Genomic DNA, 19469 nt, shown 5'->3' with positions numbered 1-19469 from the left:
ATGAACGCTGAAACCAATCTGATACAGATCGTTGGCGAAGACCTATGCAAGCAGCTGGTCAACCGCAAGCTGGCGTTTGACGCAATCCAAGACGTGTTCTCAGCGATGGCACGAGGCGGAGCGCGCAACTTCCCCGTCATCCGCGAAGGGCTGGGTCATGCCGGCGCCGTATATGGGTTCAAATCCGGCTTTGACGCCGAAGGCTTGGTTCTGGGTGTCAAATCTGGTGGCTATTGGCCGGGAAACTCCAATCGCGGGCTGACCAACCACCAATCCACCGTCATCCTGTTCGATCCCGATACCGGGCAACCTTCCGCGCTGGTCGGTGGAAACTATCTTACGGCTATCCGCACGGCTGCGTCCTCGGCAGTGTCGATCGCGCACCTGGCCCGCAGGGACGCCAAGGTGCTTGGCATGGTCGGCGCGGGCCATCAATCGGCCTTTCAGTTGCGCGCCGCCGCCGAGCAACGCGACTTCGAAAAGGTGGTGGCATGGAATCCCCATCCCGAAATGCTTCCGAAACTGGCCGCCGTCGCGCAGGACATCGGACTGGATTTCGAATCCGTCTCGCAGCGGGAACTGGGGGCGCAGGCCGACGTCATCATCACGATCACATCGGCGTTCGAACCGTTGTTGATGCGCGATTGGATCAAGCCCGGAACGCATCTGGCCTGCATGGGTACCGACACGAAGGGCAAGATGGAAGTCGACCCCGAACTGGTTGCTTCGGCTCAGGTCTTCACCGACGAGGTTGCCCAGTCCGTCACCATCGGTGAGGCGCAACATGCCGTGGCTTCCGGCACGCTGGATCCTGACGCCATCACGCCGATTGGAGCGGTGATCAATGGCGATCATCCCGGCCGAACAAAGGCTGACCAGATCACCCTGTTCGATGGGACCGGGGTCGGGTTGCAGGACCTGGCCGTGGCGTCCGTGGCTGCGCGGCTGGCCTCTGAGGCAGGCTTGGCGGGTACTGTACGGCTTTGAAACAAAACGCCCGGCCAATTCGGCCGCGCGAACTTAGAAATTGGTTCTGGTCGTTTCCAGCCGCCGTATAGGCGGATCAGCCGCGGATCACCTTGGCGAACTGGTCGAAAATCGGTTCGTTGGCGCAGATGACTTCCCCGTCAGACAGAATGCTGCTTTCGGGGTTCAACGGTTGAACGAACCCACCCGCTTCTTTCACGATGATGATGCCGGCGGCCAGATCCCAGGCATTCAGGCGACGCTCCCAGAAGCCTTCGTAGCGGCCAGCGGCAACATAGGCCATATCCAGCGCAGCTGCACCCCAGCGGCGCACACCCGCGCAGGCGGGCATCAGACGGGCCAGGTCCTGCAACGTGGCCGGCAGGTCCGAGCGGCCACCAAACGGCAAACCGGTCGAGAAGATCGATTCGATCATCCGGCTGCGGCTCGACACGCGGATACGCATGTCGTTCATCCAGGCACCCTCGCCCTTTTCGGCAAAGAACATTTCGTCCTTCGCGGGATCGTAGATGACGCCCGCGACGATCTTGCCCTTGTGTTCAAGTGCGATCGAAACCGCCCAATGTGGCAGGCCGTGCAGGAAATTGGTCGTCCCGTCCAAAGGATCAACGATCCAACGCCGGGTCGGGTCTTCGCCCTCGATCACACCACCTTCTTCAGCCAGCCAACCGTAGGTGGGTCGCGCGCCCAGCAGTTCTTCTTTCAGAATGTTCTCGGCTGCAATGTCGGCCTTCGAGACGAAATCGCCCGCGCCCTTCATCGACACCTGCAGGTTCTCGACTTCGCGAAAGTCTTTTACCAGCGATCGGCCCGCTTTGCGCGCGGCCTTGATCATGATGTTGAGATTTGCACTGCCAACCATAGTTCCGAGGCTCCTGTCCGGTCAAACCGCGCGTATACTGGCGCAACGCCCCCTTGCCAAGAGGAATGATGCGCATAGCAGCATGCCGTTTCCCGCGTGGCCAAAACCTTATTGCTGCTGCAGCTTGCGCGCCTCTAGGCTGGCCAGCTTGACCAATTCCTGCACAAAGGGTTTTTCCATGTCCTCGGTACGCACCGCGGCATACAGCCGACGCGTGATGCCATCCTTGGTCAGCGGGCGGGTCACATAGTCCGAGTTGTACTTGACCTCGCGCACCACCCAGTCGGGCAGAACGGATATTCCACGGTTTGACGCCACAAGCAGCAGGATCACGGCGGTCAACTCGACTTGCCGGATCGCAGCAGGCTCAACGCGGGCCGGGATGAGAAGCTGGCTGAAGATATCAAGCCTCGTGCGTTCGACCGGATAGGTGATCAGCGTTTGACCGCGAAAATCCTCGGCCTCAATATACGGTTTTTCTGCCAACGGATGGGTCGAGGCCGCAACGAAAACGGGGTTGTAGTCGAACAGTTCGATGAATTCGACGCCCGGCAGGTCTTCGGGATCCGAGGAGACGACCAGATCAACCTCTTCCTTCTGCAGCGCGGGCAGCGCATAAAAGGCCAGACCCGGCCGGATATCGACATCCACATCCGGCCAAGACTTGCGGAAGGCCTCGAGCACCGGGAACAGCCACTCGAAACAGGCGTGGCATTCGATCGCGATGTGCATCCGCCCCGTGCGCCCGTCGCGCAGCGAGGAAAACTCCTCCTGCATCGCTTCGACCTGCGGCAGAATCTGCTCGGCCAGACGTAGAAGGCGCAGCCCAGCGGCCGACAGCTTCATCGGTTTCGACCGGCGCAGGAACAGTTCGACGCCGGCCTGATCCTCCAGCCCTTTGATCTGATGGCTGAGCGCGGACTGCGTGATGTTCAGTTGATCCGCCGCACGGGCCAACCCACCACAGTCATGGATGGCTTTGATCGTGCGCAGGTGTCGAAATTCGATATGCATCTTTCGCGTCGTTCATGTTGTTCTTGAATAATATGAGTTTGTCTCACAAAGAACTCCATGGCACAAGAGCCGCAACACAACCTGCGAGACTGCCATGACCCAGCCCGAGATTTCCTTCGAATTCTTTCCGCCTCAGACGCTCGAAGCGTCGTTTCGCCTGTGGGATACGGTCCAGACACTGGCGCCACTGGCACCCCGTTTTGTCTCGGTCACATATGGAGCGGGGGGCACCACCCGTGAATTGACCCGCGATGCGGTGGCGACGTTGCACAAATCCTCGGGATTGAAAGTCGCGGCCCATCTTACATGTGTCGACGCTTCACGCAGCGAGACCTTGGCCATAGCCGACAGCTTTGCCGCGGCCGGCGTCACTGACATCGTTGCGTTGCGCGGCGACCCACCCAAGGGGCAGGATCAGTTCGTCCCGCATCCCGATGGGTTCGCCCACTCGGTCGAATTGATCGCAGCACTGGCGGAAACCGGCAGTTTCACCATCCGCGTCGGTGCCTATCCCGACATTCACCCCGAAGCGCCACATGCACAGGCTGACATCGACTGGTTGAAAGCCAAGTTGGACGCCGGCGCAGACGAGGCTTTGACGCAATTCTTCTTCGAGGCCGAAACCTTTTTGCGCTTTCGCGATGCCTGCGCCAAGGCCGGGATCGACAAGCCGATCGTGCCGGGCATCCTGCCAATCGAGAACTGGGCCGGTGCCAAGAACTTTGCCAAACGCTGTGGCGCGCAGGTGCCGGACTGGGTCGATCAGGCCTTTGACAAAGCAATCCGTGACAACCGTCACGATCTGTTGGCCACCGCGCTGTGCACCGAGCTGTGTTCGGACCTGATCGACGAAGGCGTGGACAAGCTACATTTTTATACGCTGAACCGCCCCGAACTGACCCGCGATGTGTGTTTTGCCCTTGGGATCACGCCCAAGGCCGATCTGCAAAACGTCGCCTGACTGTTCCTTGCATTTGCACAGACCAAAGGGGGATTGCCCCCTGCGGCCTGTTGCAAGGCGCGAACAATTCCCCCTGCAACGGCGCACTGTCCCCGCCAAGCCCACCAATTCACTGGATAATTTGACAGAAACTCAAGGCTCCGGAAAATAGGTGCCAGTTGTTTTATCGAGTGATTTTGGTATGGAGCCAGTCGAGAAAATTCAGGCTCGCGTAGAAGCACTGCACGTCTTGGGCCTTGATCAGACCGCCACCGCATCGGACATCCGGAATGCGTGGCGCGACATCGCCTTTCATGCACATCCCGACCATACAGGCGGCGACTGCAATCAGTTTGCGCGGGCGAAGTCGGCCTATGACTATCTCCGCAAAAACGGGTTGGCAGGAAAAGGCGCCGGCCCGGCCCAACCACGACGCCCGAAACTCAGAAAGCGTATCATCGAGCTGGACGAGAAGGACATTTCCGCCTGCCTGAAGCTGCTCGATCCAAGTCGCGCCCTATCCTTTGGCGAGACCAGCACGGAAGATTGCCCGCAATCGGCGCGCAATTCGGACCATGTACCAGAGGCGATCGGATGCTATGGCCGCGACCTGACCTATTTCGTTGCGACGCCGGTTTGCGAAGGTGAAAACCGCGTTGCCCTGCCGACATCCGTTCTTGCCGGCTTTCGGACGGTCGAAACCGAGATACTGTCCTTCCAGGCCAAGAATGGCGGAGCGGGCGAGGTCGTTGTTCCCGACACCATTCGAGAACGCAAGTTTCCCGGCGCGCGCAGCGTCCGGATCCGGTTTGAGGCGGATCAGGCCACTCGGGAACAGTTCTGGCAGGCTTGTTGAAGACCCAAAATTGAAAAAGGCCCGGCGGATCTGCCGGGCCTGCAACGCGCGTAACGTCAGTTCGCGATCGGGCCTTCGGACGTGAATTTCGGGATCACGTTAGTCGAAGCGTCATTGCCTTCGAGCCCCGGCCAGTTCCCCTCAGCAAGGTTGATGTTGCCCGGGACGTCTTCCTCCCAGAAACCGACCACGACATCGGTGATGTTCAGATACAGCTTGTCGTCAACGATCCGCCACAGGTTGGGGTTGCCGGGAACCTTGCCACCCTTGGACACGCCATAGGCGCAATGGCCATCATATTGCGGCGCATAGAACGCAGGGTTTTCAAGGAACTTCGCGCGGTTTTCTTCGCTCGCAAAAGCCCAGGTCGCCCCGTTGTATTCCGCAGTGATGTCCGACCGTCCGCGCACGCCTTCGGGCTGCGACTGTCCGATCGGTGATTGAGCAAGCCCACGGTAGGCCACCACATCATATCCGGACACGGCGAAGCCGGTCCCATCGACATATTGCGGGCCGGCAAAGGCGGGCACGGCCAACGCCATTGCAGCAGCAAAGGTCAGAGCAAATCTGTTCATGTTTCATGTCCTCGTGTCTTGACGGGTTGCAGGGCCAGAGTGGCTGTCTGCAGAGACAATAAGCAATTCCCTTCGTCGGCGAAGACCCGTTAACGCCGCTGTGACCATTGACGAGCAAACGTGAGCAGTCTTGCCGCAATTGTTACAGAACAGCCGCCACGTCGGGGGTTGGCGTTCTTGTTCTGCAACACTAACTCTTGTCGGGCCGGGCGCGGCTCGGCTCTGGGACGAAAGGCAGAAGATGAGCGACACCACCACATACACCCCACCAAAAGTCTGGACATGGGATAGTGAAAGCGGAGGGCGTTTCGCGAATATCAACCGCCCCATCGCAGGGGCGACCCATGACAGGGAATTGCCCGTCGGCAATCATCCCTTGCAGTTGTATTCGCTTGCAACGCCAAACGGGGTGAAAGTGACGGTCATGCTGGAAGAGCTTTTGGCCCTGGGTCACGCGGGCGCGGAATATGATGCATGGCTGATCAATATCGGTGACGGCGATCAGTTCGGCTCGGATTTTGTCGCGATCAACCCGAACTCGAAAATCCCCGCTCTGATGGACCGATCGGGCGAAACGCCGATGCGGGTGTTCGAAAGCGGCTCCATCCTTGTACATCTGGCCGAAAAATTCGGTGCATTCCTGCCCGAAGCCGGTCCCGAGCGCACCGAAGTGATGAACTGGCTTTTCTGGCAGATGGGCAGCGCGCCTTATCTGGGTGGTGGGTTCGGGCATTTCTACGCTTATGCGCCAGAGAAATGGGAATACCCGATCAACCGCTTTGCGATGGAAACCAAACGCCAGCTGGATGTTCTGGACCGCGAGCTTGCCGACAAAACCTTTATCGCCGGCGAAGACTACTCGATCGCTGATATGGCAATCTGGCCGTGGTATGGGCAACTGGTTCTGGGTCGTTTGTACGACGCGGCCGAGTTCCTTGATGTGACGTCCTACAAGAACGTCATGCGATGGGCTCAAGAGATTGACGCGCGGCCAGCCGTGAAGCGGGGCCGCATGGTCAACCGCGCATTCGGAGAGTTGCACACCCAACTGCGCGAACGGCATGACGCAAGCGACTTCGAAACCCGTACGCAGGACAAGCTGGAAACAGCGGCCGAATAACTCTGTTCATTTGGCGCAGGGAGCAAATCATCCCTGCGCCGAAGCCTCGATTTCACTTCAAGATCGGGGGACTGTCCGGGTCGCTTCCGGGCGCTGGTCGGAACCCAGAGGCGCGCACTGGCTCGGGGATATCAAATCGCAGGCCCACTTTCGCCAATGCTGCGGCGGCAGGATCGCTGGCCGCGAAAAAACCGACATCCAAGGCACCAGCCTCAATCCCCGAGAATGTCAGAGCTTCGGACACCGCCTTGGCCAAGGCCGTCTGGGCACCGGGCACCGCGTCCACGAAACCAAGAAGATGACCCTGCCCGCCGCCCTCGGCGCGGGTTCCGGCGAGATATGCGGCGGAGGCCAGACCTGAAGCTGTGGCCAGTTTGGTGTCCAGCGCCGTCAGCAAAATGTCGGGCAACCCCGCGGGCGGAAGGAACTCCGTCAGACGGGATTGCACTTCTTGCGGAGCATGGCTGAGGGTTTCAGCAAGCCAGGCCAACGCTTCGGCAGGGACGAGCATCGACGACGGCGCCACCTCGAGGTTCAGCCCCAACCCGATGCCCTGCCCTGCAAGCATCCCCGCCAGAACACGTCCGGACAGAGCGGCATAAGGGGCAGGACGGCCCGCAAACTGCGCCAGTCGGTCTTCGCGGTCAAAGGCCAGCACAAAACGGCCATCAGCAACGTCAAACAGCTCGGGCGAGATGTTTTCGTCTCGCGCCTCTTCGGTCAGCAACAGAAACAGTTCGTTGTCCGCGAGCCGTTCGAAAAACCTCAGCCGCGCGGCATCGTTCTGAGGGTCGGCCTCCATCTGGGCATGCGCAGTGTCCAACGCGGTCGTGTCAGTCATCCATCACCTCTTTGACCCGGGCACGCAGCACCGGCAGCAGGTCCGTTTCGAACCAGGGATTTTTCTTCAGCCATGCCGTATTGCGCCATGACGGATGAGGCAAGGCAAATACCCGCGGCGCATGCTGTTGCCAATTGCGCACCGTATCGGTCACCGAAGTTTGTGCGCCCAGATGGAAATGATGCGCGTGGCCACCGACAAGGATGGTCAACGGAACATCGCCAAGTTCACTCATCACCCTGTGATGCCAAGTCTTCTTGCAGATCGCCGGCGGCGGCAAGTCCGCCTTTCGCGCATCGTACCCCGGAAAACAAAACGCCATCGGAACGATCGAAACCCGCGCCTGATCGTAGAATTGCCCTTCCTCCAACCCCAGCCAATCCCGCAGCCGATCGCCTGAGGGGTCGGTGAACGGTCGGCCGCTCTCATGGACCCGTGCCCCGGGAGCTTGCCCTGCGATCAGGATGCGCGCACCGGGGCGGAACCACACCACCGGGCGCGGCTGATGCGCGGTCGCAGTCGCAGCGAAGCGGTCGGCGCACAACCGGCACGATCTGATTTCTTCCGCAAGTGGCTTCACCTGATCTCCTGCCCTTTGGCGCTTGTTGCAATCCTGGGATGGATCATAGTCGTTCCCGCAAACCGATCCAGTTGTCGGCTCTGTGCCCCACAATTGTGGCCAGGCGTTTCGAACGCGCATTGAACATTTGTTTCATATTTCGACATAATGTGGCCAACATGGAGCGGTAGAACACCCGGCCGTCAGCCAAGCACCGGTGGCCGCACCCAAAGCAAAAATATGAGCAGGCCGTGAATGCTTGAGTTCGAGAATGTCAGCAAGTCCTTCTGGACCGGGACTCGCCGCAAGGTGATCCTGGACAGGGTCTCGTTCCGGGTCGAGCTGGGAAAATCACTTGGCGTTCTGGCCCCGAACGGCACCGGAAAAACCACGCTTATCAACATGATGGCCGGCCTAGAAAAACCCGACGAAGGCGTGATCCGCCGAGAGTGTCGGGTGTCTTTCCCCATGGGCTTTGCCGGCGGCGTTTCCAAGAAGATGTCCGCGCTCGAGAATGCCCGTTACATCGCCAAGATTTATGGAATGGACCCCGACTATGTCGAGGCTTACTGCAGCTGGATGTGCGACTTGGGCGAGTATTTCAACCAACCCTTGGCGACATACTCAGCCGGCATGCGCGCCCGTTTCACCTTTTCGTTGATGCTGGCCCTGGATTTCGACATGTACCTGATCGACGAAGGTATGCCTGCCACCACCGATGTCGAATTCAACAAAAAAGCGGGTTCAATCCTGCAGGAACGCTTGCGAACCACGACTTTGGTGATTGTGTCACACAATCCCAAAACCCTCGAAAAATTCGCCCGCCAGGCCGCCGTGCTTGTGGATGGGCAGCTTCATATGTTTGACTCCTTGGAAGAGGCGACGCAGCTATATGACTACCAAACCCAAGGTTAAAAAATACGACCCGAGCCATGCCTCGCAGTCCGAAGGCACGGACGAGGCGCGTGCCGAGGCGATTTCGCGCATCCGCAAAGCAACCCAGCCGGCCGAGGAAGCCCCTGCGGGAACCGAGCTGGATGCCATCAAGAAAGAAGGGTTGACCGGTCGTCAGCTGCGCATAGCCCGACGCATGGCGCAGAAACACGGTCTGGCTGCGACGTCGGACTACGATGCCGTGCGTCTGCTACGAAAAAAGGGGATCGATCCGTTTCCGCGCTCCAATCTTCTGGATTTTGCGGCGGGTTCTTCCGATACCGCGGATGCGGAAGACCAGCCAAAAGACAAGGTCACGATCCAGCTGCCGCAAGCGGTGAAAGAAAAGCAACAGACCCTTCCCGGCCCCGAATGGAGCCCGGCACAGCGGCGTGAATTCGAAATCGGCCAAATTCAGAAGGACATCGCCCGTCGGCGCAGACGAAAGCTGTTTGGTCTGTTTGCCCGCCTATTCGCCTTTGTTCTGCTGCCCACGATCATTGTCGGCTATTACTTCTATCGCATAGCCACTCCGATGTACGCCAGCGAGTCCGCGTTTTCCATTCTACAGGCAGATGGTGGCGCTGGTGAGATCGGCGGGCTTTTGGCCGGGACGCAATACGCAACCACGCAGGACTCGGTCGCGACCCAGGAGTTCCTTGAATCCAAGGATGCGCTCAACCGTCTGGAACGGGACACTGGTTTTGCCGAGATTTTCAAGCAGGACTGGATAGATCCGATTCAAAGACTGCCTCAGGACGCCACGCTGGAAGAGGCGTTCAAACTGTACAAGCGAATGGTCACAATCGGCTATGACCCCAGCGACGGCATCATCCGGATGGAGGTTGCAGCACCCGACCCGGACACTGCCGTCGACCTGTCAAATCTGCTGATCTCCTACGCCGAAGAAAAGATCAACGGCCTCACCGAGCTGAAGCGCGAAGATCAGATGCGGGACGCTCTGCAGTCCTTCGAGGACGCTCAGGAAGAACGGCGCAAAGCCCAGGAAGCGCTGATCGAACTGCAGTTGCAGGGTGCCGTGCTGGACCCCGAAAACGTGATTGCCGGGCTGCGCGCCCGCATCAACGAGATCGAGATACAGCTTCAAGACAAGGAATTGGAACTGGCGGCGTTGCTGGACAACCTTCGGCCGAACAAAGCCAAGGTCGACGGTGTCCAAGCCGATATCAACCGGCTTGAGGCCGTGCTCGAAGAGCTCAATGCCGAGATGCTGGACGCCTCCGCAGGCGAAAACTCGCTGGCGCGGTTGAGCGTTCGGATCCAGATGGCACAGGCCGATCTGGCCGCACGGGACATGATGCTGCAATCGGCCATGCAGCAAATGGAAACCGCCCGGACCGAGGCCAACCGCAAGGTTCGATACCTCACCGTTTCCGTGAACCCGGTCGCCAGTCAGGAGCCCACCTATCCGCGAAAGTTCGAAAATACGATTTTGGCTTTCCTGTTGTTTGCTGGTATCTACCTGATGATTTCGCTGACTACGTCAGTCCTTCGTGAACAGGTATCCTCGTAGAGCTCATGAAACATGTAAAAATAGCCAACGTCACCGTTGGCAACGACCTTCCGCTGACCATCATCGCGGGCCCTTGCCAGCTTGAAACGGCGGATCACGCACAGATGATCGCGGGAAGGATGAAAGAAGCCTGTGAAGCCGCGGGGGCACAGTATGTGTTCAAGGCTTCATATGACAAAGCCAACCGTACGTCCCTGTCCGGGAAACGCGGCATGGGGATCGAGGCCGGGCTGAAGGTGCTGGATGACATTCGCAAAACGATGGGTATTCCGGTCCTGACGGATGTCCACACCGAAGCGCAATGTGCCATCGCGGCCGAAGCAGTGGATATCCTGCAAATCCCGGCCTTCCTGTGCCGCCAGACAGACATGCTGCTGGCAGCCGGAGAAACAGGCAAGGCCGTCAACGTCAAGAAGGGTCAGTTCCTGGCCCCCTGGGAAATGCCAAACATCGTCGAAAAGATCGAAAGCACGGGCAACCACAACATCCTGCTGACCGAACGCGGAACCTCGTTTGGCTACAATACGCTTGTCGCCGACATGCGATCGCTGCCGCAAATGGCGCAAACCGGGTATCCGGTTGTCATGGATGCAACCCATTCCGTTCAACAGCCAGGTGGCCGAGGCGGCTCGTCCGGCGGGCAGCGGGAATTTGCACCGGTAATGGCCCGCGCGGCCGTGGCCCTGGGCGTCGGTGCCGTATTCATTGAAACGCATCAGAATCCGGACACGGCGCCATCTGATGGGCCGAATATGATCCCGTTGGACCAAATGGGCCAACTGATTGACACATTGATGCGTTTCGATGCCCTGGCCAAGGCCAACCCAGTTCAGATTTAACGATCGAGATTTTCCATGACCAAACCAATCCCCGAGGTGACCCCGAACACCTGGAGCTTTCTGCGCGATGCGATGATCAAACCCACCGGGTTTCGTGAATACGATGCCCGCTGGAAATACCCGGACGAGATCAACCTGCCGGGGATGACGGCTCTTGGTCTTGGTTTGGGCACTCAGATGCACAAGCGTGGGATCGAGCCGCTGATCGCGGTCGGCAACGACTACCGCGACTATTCTCTGGCGATCAAGAATGCGTTGATTCTGGGCCTCATGCAGGCCGGTATCCAGGTCAAGGATATTGGCCCTGCGCTGAGCCCGATGGCGTATTTCGCCCAATTCCACCTGGATGTTCCCGCGGTCGCCATGGTGACGGCCAGCCACAACCCCAACGGTTGGACCGGGGTCAAGATGGGTTTTGACCGCCCTCTGACCCACGGCCCTGACGAAATGGCCGAGCTGCGCGACATCGTGCTGAACGGCGAAGGCGTGGCGCGCCCCGGCGGGTCCTATGAATTCGTGGACGGCGTGAAAGAGGCCTATATCGACGATCTGGTCGGTGATTTCAAAATGTCGCGCCCCCTCAAGGTGGTCTGCGCGACGGGGAACGGCACCGCATCTGCCTTTGCCCCCGAGATCTTTGAGCGGATCGGCGTCGAGGTCGTACCCAGCCACAACCGGTTGGATTACACCTTCCCCAACTACAACCCGAACCCCGAAGCGATGGAGATGTTGCACGACATGGCTGACGCCGTCAAAGCCAGCGGGGCGGACCTGGCGCTTGGGTTTGACGGAGACGGCGATCGCTGCGGTGTGGTCGATGACGAGGGCGAGGAGATCTTTGCCGACAAGGTCGGTGTCATCATGGCGCGCGATTTGGCCAAGCTGCATCCCGGCGCGACCTTCGTGGCCGACGTGAAGTCGACCGGCCTGTTTGCAAGCGATCCCGAGCTGCAGGCCCATGGTGTCAAGGCGGATTACTGGAAAACCGGCCACAGCCACATGAAACGGCGCGTGAAGGAAATCGGCGCGTTGGCCGGGTTCGAAAAGTCGGGCCATTATTTTCTGGCCGAGCCAATCGGGCGTGGATACGACTGCGGAATGCGGGTCGCGGTGGAAATCTGCAAACTGATGGACCGAAACCCGGGACAGAGCATGTCCGATCTGCGTCGCGCCCTGCCCAAGACATGGTCGACCCCGACCATGTCGCCCTATGCTGCCGATACCGAAAAGTATGACATCCTCGCCCGATTGGTGGACAAGCTCGTTGCCAAGGCCGAGGCGGGTGAAACACTGGCCGGTCGGCCGATCAAGGAAGTCGTGACCGTCAATGGTGCCCGCGTCATCCTCGACAATGGAAGTTGGGGCCTGGTCCGGGCGTCTTCGAACACGCCCAACCTGGTGGTGGTCTGCGAAAGCAGCGAGAGCGAAGATGAGATGCGGGCAATTTTCGCCGATATCGATGCCGTAATCCGCACCGAGCCGGGTGTGGGCGACTACGACCAGACGATCTGAGCAAAAAAAGGGGCGCTGCGGCGCCCCTTTCTCAATCCCGTCCGAGCAGTTTCAGCAAGCCCTTTTTGGCCTCATCTTCAAGCTTTTGCTTCAGTGCATCTTCGACCTGTTCGCTGTCGGAGATGGTTGTATTCAACTCCTCTCCGGCCTTCTTCAGCGCCTTGTCCTTCGCGTCCTGCCCCAGTTCCTTGAGCTTCTCTTCCGTCGCAGCTTCAATCACCTTGCTCAGGTCGGGCTTGATCGACGGATCACTCCACGGCCCCTTGATCCGCACAGGCACGGCAATGCCATTGCCCCCGTTTGCCCGCAGCGCGACCGGTGTGAACACATAGTCGATATCGCGCGCACCCAGCCCTACACGGCCCGAGCCATCGGCACGGAAATTGTCAAGCTGCATCAGAAGATCGTTGTTCGTCAGGTTGCCGTCCTGAATCGTGTAGGTGGCAGTCAGGCTGTTGAAGACGGTGGTTCCTCCACTGCCTTCGCCGCGCCCCATCAGGCGATCCAGATCAAACCCGGAGATCACCCCCTTGCCGACGTCCAGGCTGCCCTTGCCGCTGAGCGAGCGCATGATCTGCGCTTCGGTTTGCCCCACGCCCAGGAATTGTAATGTTCCGGACGCAGTACCGGACAGACGTTCGACACCGCCCAATGTGGTCAAAGCCTGCTTGAGGTCGATACCGGTGGCGGTCAGGTTGCCCCCGACCGACAGTCCGTTTCTGTTGTTGGCAACGACTTCTCCGATCAGCTTTCCGGAAAACAGCGTGGCCGGTTCCATTTTCAGAACCGCGCGCGACCGATCCAGGCTGAGGCTTAGATCGCTGGGGCCAAAGGTCATATCCGGAATAGCGATCGAATTGGCTTTCAACCGGATCGTTCCATTTGCCAACGAAAGGGGTGACGCGTCGATCGGCGCCTGGGACCAGCCTTCGGGCGCTTGTTTGCCTCCTCCGCCCGTGCCGCCGCCGTTGGGCGCGCTGCCGGCCGTTGCCTGCGTCAGGTCAAGGTCACCGGTGCTCAGCCGCGCAGTAATCTTTGGTGGGCTTGCGATAACGATATCGGCGGCACCGTCAAAACTGTTCTGATCCAGAACGGTCCGCATATCCCGCAAGGAAATGCGCCCATCCTTGGTGTAGGTCATATGGCCGGACACATCCGCGACCCGTCCAAGTCCCATGGGGACTGACACCCCACCCTGACCAAAAGCGGCCAGCATCGCGTCGGTGTTTGTGGTCCGGACATGAGTTTTGCCGTCCATTTCACCGGCCAAGTTGACGCGCCCGTCAAAGCTGATCTCTCCGCCCGGCGCTGTCAGGCCAAGAACCAATGGCGTCACCGCACCACTGGAGAAGGCAGGTAAATCAGGAATTTCCAGATCAACCTCAACCGCGCCACCGGGCACCGGCATTGATGCACTCATCTTCATCGGCGCAGTGACATCGGGCCAACTGGCCTTCAGATCGACCCCGGAAAAATCCATCTGAGGGACACCGTTTTCCACATAAACCAGACGCGCGTTGCTGAGCTCCAATCGGTCCAGGGTCACGGTTCCGGTCTCGGCCGGTGCCGCAGAATTGGGTGCGGGCGCATCTGCATTGCCAGAGCCCGTGTTTGACGCTCCGGTTTGCGGCGCCGACATTTCCCAGTTGCCCCGCCCTTGTGACAGCTCCAGCCGCAAGACCGGATATTCGGCCACGACGCGCCGGATACGCACATCCCCCGCCAACAGCGCTGAGGCATCCACGCCAACTGCCAGGCTTTGCGCGCTCAGCATCGGTTCTGAGCTGGCCCAAGGCGCGTTCCCAAACGTAACCGGCCCGGTTTCCATTCCCAGAACCGGCCAAAAGGACAGGCGGACATCACCGGACAACGTCAGTTCACGTCCGGTCTGCGCCTTGACCTGTTCGGCGAGGATTTTGCCCAGCTTGTCGCCGGGCATCAAAAGCAACGCCCCGATTACCAGCCCCGCGACCGCAACCAGAATGAATAGAATGCGTATCAGCCACTTCATGATTTGCTCTCTGCCTTGCCGGCTTTTTGCCTCAGCTTCGATGTTCCTCGCGTGCGAAGGATTTGCAAGGGGAAGATTTCCCCACTATATGCCGCGCAATGAGCACCAACCCGCCAAACCTACGCCCCGATCTGGCACCCGCAGCCCGGATCACCGACGCACCGCGCAGCGGCCAACCCACCATCGGAATGGTGTCCTTGGGATGTCCCAAGGCACTGGTCGACAGCGAGCGCATCCTGACGCGCCTGCGCGCCGAAGGATACGGGATCTCGCCCGACTATTCAGGTGCGGATGCCGTGATCGTGAACACCTGCGGGTTTCTGGACAGCGCCAAGGCCGAAAGCCTCGAAGCAATCGGCGAGGCGCTGGTGGAAAATGGCAAGGTCATCGTGACCGGGTGCCTGGGCGCGGAACCTGACTACATCCGCGAACATCATCCCCGTATCCTGGCCGTGACCGGGCCGCACCAGTATGAACAGGTGCTGGATGCCGTTCACGCCGCCGTTCCGCCTGATCCCAATCCGTATGTGGATCTGTTGCCGGCTTCGGGGGTGAAGCTGACCCCGCGCCACTACAGCTATCTCAAGATATCCGAGGGCTGTAATCACAAGTGCAAGTTCTGCATCATACCGGACATGCGCGGAAAACTGGCAAGCCGACCGGCCCACGCCGTTCTGCGCGAGGCTGAAAAACTGGTCGACAGCGGTGTACGCGAATTGCTGGTGATCAGCCAGGACACCTCGGCCTTTGGCCTGGATCGAAAATACGACGTGAACCCCTGGAAAGACCGGGAGGTGCGCAGCCACATTACCGATCTGGCCCGTGAACTGGGCCAACTGGATGCGTGGATACGACTGCACTACGTCTACCCCTATCCACATGTGCGCGAGTTGATCCCGCTGATGGCGGATGCAGGCAGCAACCTTTTGCCCTACTTGGACATCCCGTTCCAACACGCGCATCCGGACGTTCTGAAACGAATGGCGCGCCCCGCTGCCGGCGCCAAGACACTGGACGAGATCGCCGCCTGGCGCGCGATTTGCCCAGACATCACGCTGCGATCGACCTTCATTGTCGGCTACCCGGGGGAGACCGAGGCCGAGTTCCAGACCCTGCTGGATTGGATGGACGAGGCGCAGTTGGACCGCGTCGGGTGCTTCCAATACGAAAACGTTGAAGGGGCCCGGTCGAACGACTTGCCGGATCACGTCCCGGATGAGATCAAGCAAGAGCGCTGGGAGCGTTTCATGCAAAAGGCCCAGGCGATTTCTGAAGCGAAACTGGCGTCGAAAGTGGGCCAGAGGATCCAAGTGATCGTGGATGAGGTGGATGCCGAAGCCGCCACCTGCCGCACCAAGTCAGACGCGCCTGAGATCGATGGCAACCTGTTCATCGACGACGGTCATGAAAACCTGAAACCCGGCGACATCGTCCTTGTTCAGGTCGACGAGGCTGGTGAATACGATCTGTGGGGGAAGCTGGTGCGCTGAACCGCCATCCGGCGGAAGAAAGCAGACGGCCCCCAAATCGGGACCGTCTGCAAAAAGCTTACTGAGTGACCGGGTTACACACGGTCTGGCCGGCCTCGGTGGTGGCCAGTTCATAGCCTGCCGAACAGCTGGGCGAGCCATATTTGTCATAGCTTGGCTGAACGTAAACCGGGGTGGGCTCTTCCTGCTGCGAGCAAGCAGTCAGGATCAAAACAAAGGCGCCGGCGGCAGCGAATTTCAGTTTCATGTCCATCAATCCTTTAATACTTTTCTGATATTGCCCAACTTTTCGGGGCCAGGTTAAGGATACGGGCAGTTCGGCTTTCTGGCAACAGATACGGTCACATCCGTGTGATCAGAGGCGAATCCACGCTCGCACCGCGACGTGACACCGCCGGACCGGGACGCGCGAACTACACATTTCTCTGCGTTGGGCTAAGCTCTCGGATGTCCCTTTCAACAGCCGGAGCGCCAGAATGCCAAAAGGATCTCAAATCGCCCAGAAATCACCCTACCCCATCGAAGTGACTGAGGGTAAAAGCTACTTCTGGTGCGCTTGCGGACGCTCCAACCGTCAGCCATTCTGCGACGGCTCGCACAAGGAAACCGGAATCGAGCCGGTAAAATATGTAGCAGAATCAAGCAAGAAGGTCTTCTTCTGCGGCTGCAAGCAAACCGCTAATCCGCCGCTGTGCGACGGGAGCCATTCCAAGCTATAGGCAAATCAGGTCAGCGCATTCAAAGCTTTGGCATTGGCGCAAAAATCCGGGGCAGCGGTCGCCCGGCTTTGTTGGCACGCAAGCCAGACAGCACATCTTTCGCTGCAGTCAGCGGCTCGGCATCGGGTCACCATTTCGCTGTATCCCTGCGCGCTCAGCCGCCCTTCGGCGATGGCTTCGGACAGCGAGATTTCCATGCAGCGCGCAACCGACCGCGTCAGCCAGAAGTGTTTTTCTATGTCTCCGAGTCGCACATGTTTCATTGTTTTTCCTGATTCTGCAGCGTCTTAAGTTTGGCGAATCGGTTCCTGTTCGGGCATGTCTCCGGGGCCTCAACCCTGTCACCTCGGTGCGTCTGCCAGTCGCTGCAGTCGCAAGCCCACTCGCAGCCCCGGCACCGTCCCACCATGCGCGCCCATTCGTCGGGACTGAGCCGACCCGTGCGATGGGCATTTGCAAGGTCAACGCCGGTCACCTGCCCCATCCGCAGAACAAGGCGTACATGTTTCATGGTCTGGCCAAGGACGTTCATGGTTCTGCCCGTCCGCGCTAGGGTGCAAGCCTGGCCAGCAACTCCTGGTTTCGGCAATACTCCGGTGGCCGTCCGTCGCTGTTTTGAAGCACCAACGCGCGGTCGCAGTGATCGGGGTTTGTACAGCCTGTACAGCGCAGCACCGCGTCGGTGATTTCGTCGATGGAAACCGAACCGCCGATTGCGGCCTCCTGCAGGTCAACGCCCAATGTCAGGGCCATTCGATCCACCAAAGCGGCGTGGCGGCGCAGTTCTTCGGGTCTGGACATCCGAGTTCCTTTCGCTGTCTCGCTGAAAAGAACCCTAGCGCTATAACCCCACGGTGCCCTTGATTCAGGTCAAGAGACGACCCCCAGGTCGTCCAGGTAAGCCCGTGTGGCGTCCTGGACCCGCCTGAAACGATCTCCGCCCAGCTTTTTGCCGCCATACCATCGGGTCACAATGACCACGTGATCCTGCACACCGGCGCGTTCCAACATGCGCAATATGACCATCCCCGCACCGGTTTCGCCATCATCTGCCTTGAGAGCGCCGGTCGGCAAAATCGCGGCCCACGTGTTATGGGTCGCCTTGGCATATGCCTTGTCCGATTTAAGGTCGCGCAATACCGCATCGACCTCATCCCGCGACCTGACGGGAGCACCGCTCACCGCGTATTTCGAGCCTCGATCCGTCAGAACAACCCCCAACCGCTGGATCTGGGTCATTGGGTCAGGCCGAGCTGGGCGGCTGTTTCCAGAACAACTTCGATGCGCTTGGCATTGGGCGGATGAGACGCCAGAAAGCGGTCACCCGGATCTGGAATCCGGCCGAAATAGGCCATGCCGACCAGCGGATTGTACCCAGCCGAATAGGTGATCAAAGTTCCCATCCGGTCCGCTTCCAGCTCGAATTCTTTCGTGTAGCTCTGAACTCCGACTTCAGCACCCAGCTTCTGAGCACGTTCAATTCCTGCCGCGTCCTCGCCTTGCGCCTCAGCCAGTTCTCCGAAAATTCGAGCCCCTTCCTTGGCGTTTTTTACCTGCCGGGCGATGTGGCCCAGGATGTGATGCGCCGCCTCGTGTCCCATCACGAACGCCATCTCGTCAGCGTTCTGCGTCGACTTGACCATTTCCTGCGTGAAAATGATGAACGGGCGCCCATCCTTGTCCAACGTCTGGAACGCATTTGGCTCGGCAAACGGATCCGTGTCGATCAGAATCCCGAAATCGCAGTTTTGCCCCCGTGTCTCGCGCTGACAGACTTTTTGCGCGGCTGCCCCGACCGACCTGCTGACCTGCTGAAACGTCAGTGCCGAGTCGCGCAGTTCGGGCGAGGATGGTGACCAATCATCAACAGCAATGAACCCGCCCGCAGTGCACGCGGACACAACCAAGACCAGCAAAAACCTGAGGCGGTGCATTCCGGATCCTTTCTGTTCGTGCCGGCAGGAAAGCTTAGCGCGATGTGGCCCCCCTGACCACAGCCCGAAACCCAATCAGCGGGTTGCATTGCGATCGCAGGCTGGGCAGTCTGGGAACATGTTTTCGATTGAGCATGAATTCGACTCGACAGTCATTACCTTGGTGGACGAAGGCCCGGAGCCTTTGCAAGAAGACGTGGTGATCAACAGTTTCGCCGAGTGCGTCACGATCGAGCAGTTGGACCCCCGAACGGACCAGATGCAGAAAATCACCCTTTCGCCCGAACAGGTGCGCGATCTTGCCGCCGCTCTGGATCTGCCCGAAGGGGTGTATCAAATCAGGGAGACACCAGCCTAGGGATCGTAGACAAAGACCTTGTCGCGCCCTGTATGGCCTTTTTTCAGCGTCAAAGCCGACGGTGAGGCACCCATGACCCGGGCCAGCAGCTTGACCACGGCCTGGTTCGCCTTTCCATCCTCGGGCACGGCGGTGACAGCGATGTGCACTGTCGCCCCGTCGAAAGAAATCCGGTCCTGCGCAGCTTTGGGAGTCACCCGCACGGGAATCGATTGCCCGGGTCGCGCCAGATGCGCAAGGTCCGGCAGGTTTCGCAGTTTCGGTTTTGCCACCACATTCTCTTCCGCATTTGGACCGTGCCGGGTGGCACAATATGCAACAGTTTTACATCTTGCCCTTGAAACCGGCGCGTGTCTGCCCGAGATACGACAGAACCATGTAAAGG

24 protein-coding genes are annotated in these 19469 nt (G+C 59.4%); 11 read left to right on the top strand and 13 right to left on the bottom strand.

Annotated features, from left to right (window positions below):
* A complete protein-coding gene (gene bhcD / locus ACR0DA_RS01630; protein WP_217354726.1) occupies window positions 1–987 on the top strand; it encodes an iminosuccinate reductase BhcD in 987 nt (328 codons plus the stop codon).
* 76 nt (window positions 988–1063) lie between these two features.
* On the opposite strand, the gene ACR0DA_RS01625 is transcribed toward bhcD, so the two are convergent.
* Together ACR0DA_RS01625 and ACR0DA_RS01620 are read right to left on the bottom strand one after the other, a co-directional pair.
* The gene (locus ACR0DA_RS01625; protein WP_170404728.1) at window positions 1064–1849 is read right to left on the bottom strand and encodes an inositol monophosphatase family protein; all 786 of its coding nucleotides are present in this window, start codon (window positions 1847–1849) and stop codon (window positions 1064–1066) included.
* Window positions 1850–1957: 108 nt separating this feature from the next.
* Window positions 1958–2863 (bottom strand): LysR family transcriptional regulator, encoded by a 906-nt coding sequence (locus tag ACR0DA_RS01620; RefSeq protein ID WP_480752732.1) that lies wholly within the window; start codon window positions 2861–2863, stop codon window positions 1958–1960.
* Window positions 2864–2957: 94 nt separating this feature from the next.
* Between ACR0DA_RS01620 and metF the strand changes: the two genes are divergently transcribed.
* Window positions 2958–3824 carry a methylenetetrahydrofolate reductase [NAD(P)H] gene (gene metF / locus ACR0DA_RS01615; RefSeq protein ID WP_170357178.1) on the top strand — a complete coding sequence of 289 codons (867 nt, stop codon included), beginning with the start codon at window positions 2958–2960 and terminating at the stop codon, window positions 3822–3824.
* A 181-nt stretch (window positions 3825–4005) separates the two neighbouring features.
* Entirely contained in the window at window positions 4006–4659 is a 654-nt protein-coding gene (locus ACR0DA_RS01610) for a J domain-containing protein (protein ID WP_170357177.1), read from the top strand.
* A gap of 56 nt (window positions 4660–4715) precedes the next feature.
* Here ACR0DA_RS01610 and ACR0DA_RS01605 read toward each other — a convergent pair whose 3' ends face one another.
* Entirely contained in the window at window positions 4716–5234 is a 519-nt protein-coding gene (locus tag ACR0DA_RS01605) for a YHS domain-containing (seleno)protein (protein ID WP_170340669.1), read from the bottom strand.
* A 241-nt stretch (window positions 5235–5475) separates the two neighbouring features.
* Here ACR0DA_RS01605 and yghU point away from each other — a divergent pair, with 241 nt between their 5' ends.
* A complete protein-coding gene (gene yghU, locus ACR0DA_RS01600) occupies window positions 5476–6354 on the top strand; it encodes a glutathione-dependent disulfide-bond oxidoreductase (protein ID WP_170357176.1) in 879 nt (292 codons plus the stop codon).
* A gap of 52 nt (window positions 6355–6406) precedes the next feature.
* On the opposite strand, the gene ACR0DA_RS01595 is transcribed toward yghU, so the two are convergent.
* Window positions 6407–7195 carry an SseB family protein gene (locus ACR0DA_RS01595; protein WP_480752730.1) on the bottom strand — a complete coding sequence of 263 codons (789 nt, stop codon included), beginning with the start codon at window positions 7193–7195 and terminating at the stop codon, window positions 6407–6409.
* On the bottom strand, window positions 7188–7775 hold the full coding sequence (locus tag ACR0DA_RS01590) for a uracil-DNA glycosylase family protein (protein ID WP_170364750.1): 588 nt from the start codon (window positions 7773–7775) through the stop codon (window positions 7188–7190). Before ACR0DA_RS01590 ends, ACR0DA_RS01595 begins: the two co-directional genes overlap by 8 nt.
* A 234-nt stretch (window positions 7776–8009) precedes the next feature.
* Here ACR0DA_RS01590 and ACR0DA_RS01585 point away from each other — a divergent pair, with 234 nt between their 5' ends.
* The 4 genes from ACR0DA_RS01585 to ACR0DA_RS01570 are packed head-to-tail and all read left to right on the top strand — an operon-like array spanning window position 8010 to window position 12572.
* Window positions 8010–8669, top strand: coding sequence for an ABC transporter ATP-binding protein (locus ACR0DA_RS01585; protein WP_093964707.1), 660 nt, complete (start codon window positions 8010–8012; stop codon window positions 8667–8669).
* On the top strand, window positions 8647–10221 hold the full coding sequence (locus ACR0DA_RS01580) for a KpsE/RkpR family capsule polysaccharide export protein (protein ID WP_480752728.1): 1575 nt from the start codon (window positions 8647–8649) through the stop codon (window positions 10219–10221). Before ACR0DA_RS01585 ends, ACR0DA_RS01580 begins: the two co-directional genes overlap by 23 nt.
* Window positions 10222–10226: 5 nt before the next feature.
* Complete coding sequence (gene kdsA, locus ACR0DA_RS01575; protein WP_480752727.1) at window positions 10227–11060, top strand: 3-deoxy-8-phosphooctulonate synthase; 834 nt, start codon at window positions 10227–10229, stop codon at window positions 11058–11060.
* A 15-nt stretch (window positions 11061–11075) separates the two neighbouring features.
* On the top strand, window positions 11076–12572 hold the full coding sequence (locus ACR0DA_RS01570; RefSeq protein ID WP_170368015.1) for a phosphomannomutase/phosphoglucomutase: 1497 nt from the start codon (window positions 11076–11078) through the stop codon (window positions 12570–12572).
* A gap of 31 nt (window positions 12573–12603) precedes the next feature.
* Here the strand turns inward: ACR0DA_RS01570 and ACR0DA_RS01565 are convergent, their stop codons facing one another.
* The gene (locus ACR0DA_RS01565; protein ID WP_480752726.1) at window positions 12604–14583 is read right to left on the bottom strand and encodes an AsmA family protein; all 1980 of its coding nucleotides are present in this window, start codon (window positions 14581–14583) and stop codon (window positions 12604–12606) included.
* 98 nt (window positions 14584–14681) lie between these two features.
* Here ACR0DA_RS01565 and rimO point away from each other — a divergent pair, with 98 nt between their 5' ends.
* The gene (gene rimO, locus ACR0DA_RS01560; protein ID WP_170365509.1) at window positions 14682–16073 is read left to right on the top strand and encodes a 30S ribosomal protein S12 methylthiotransferase RimO; all 1392 of its coding nucleotides are present in this window, start codon (window positions 14682–14684) and stop codon (window positions 16071–16073) included.
* A gap of 58 nt (window positions 16074–16131) precedes the next feature.
* Here the strand turns inward: rimO and ACR0DA_RS01555 are convergent, their stop codons facing one another.
* Window positions 16132–16320, bottom strand: coding sequence for a hypothetical protein (locus ACR0DA_RS01555; protein ID WP_244952318.1), 189 nt, complete (start codon window positions 16318–16320; stop codon window positions 16132–16134).
* A 229-nt stretch (window positions 16321–16549) separates the two neighbouring features.
* On the opposite strand from ACR0DA_RS01555, the gene ACR0DA_RS01550 reads away from it, so the two are divergent.
* Window positions 16550–16792: a CDGSH iron-sulfur domain-containing protein gene (locus ACR0DA_RS01550; RefSeq protein ID WP_480752724.1), complete on the top strand. Its 243-nt coding sequence runs from the start codon at window positions 16550–16552 to the stop codon at window positions 16790–16792.
* 5 nt (window positions 16793–16797) lie between these two features.
* On the opposite strand, the gene ACR0DA_RS01545 is transcribed toward ACR0DA_RS01550, so the two are convergent.
* The 5 genes from ACR0DA_RS01545 to ACR0DA_RS01525 all read right to left on the bottom strand — a co-directional run bounded on the left by ACR0DA_RS01545 (window position 16798) and on the right by ACR0DA_RS01525 (window position 18726).
* On the bottom strand, window positions 16798–17055 hold the full coding sequence (locus ACR0DA_RS01545) for a DUF6455 family protein (protein ID WP_170368009.1): 258 nt from the start codon (window positions 17053–17055) through the stop codon (window positions 16798–16800).
* Window positions 17052–17324 (bottom strand): DUF6455 family protein, encoded by a 273-nt coding sequence (locus ACR0DA_RS01540; RefSeq protein WP_480752723.1) that lies wholly within the window; start codon window positions 17322–17324, stop codon window positions 17052–17054. Before ACR0DA_RS01540 ends, ACR0DA_RS01545 begins: the two co-directional genes overlap by 4 nt.
* Before the next feature lie 17 nt (window positions 17325–17341).
* Complete coding sequence (locus ACR0DA_RS01535; protein WP_480752721.1) at window positions 17342–17593, bottom strand: DUF6455 family protein; 252 nt, start codon at window positions 17591–17593, stop codon at window positions 17342–17344.
* A 69-nt stretch (window positions 17594–17662) separates the two neighbouring features.
* The gene (locus ACR0DA_RS01530; RefSeq protein WP_480752720.1) at window positions 17663–18031 is read right to left on the bottom strand and encodes a YigZ family protein; all 369 of its coding nucleotides are present in this window, start codon (window positions 18029–18031) and stop codon (window positions 17663–17665) included.
* A complete protein-coding gene (locus tag ACR0DA_RS01525; RefSeq protein ID WP_170340641.1) occupies window positions 18028–18726 on the bottom strand; it encodes a M48 family metalloprotease in 699 nt (232 codons plus the stop codon). The genes ACR0DA_RS01530 and ACR0DA_RS01525 overlap by 4 nt, the downstream gene beginning before the upstream one ends.
* 118 nt (window positions 18727–18844) lie before the next feature.
* On the opposite strand from ACR0DA_RS01525, the gene ACR0DA_RS01520 reads away from it, so the two are divergent.
* The gene (locus ACR0DA_RS01520) at window positions 18845–19084 is read left to right on the top strand and encodes a hypothetical protein (RefSeq protein ID WP_093964694.1); all 240 of its coding nucleotides are present in this window, start codon (window positions 18845–18847) and stop codon (window positions 19082–19084) included.
* Here ACR0DA_RS01520 and ACR0DA_RS01515 read toward each other — a convergent pair.
* Complete coding sequence (locus tag ACR0DA_RS01515) at window positions 19081–19356, bottom strand: DUF167 domain-containing protein (protein ID WP_170357166.1); 276 nt, start codon at window positions 19354–19356, stop codon at window positions 19081–19083. The two genes, ACR0DA_RS01520 and ACR0DA_RS01515, sit on opposite strands and share 4 nt — an antisense overlap.
* Between the last annotated feature and the right edge of the window lie 113 nt (window positions 19357–19469).

It is taken from the genome of Ruegeria sp. CI8, assembly GCF_056536865.1.
This window is presented reverse-complemented; position numbering and strand designations above follow the sequence as displayed.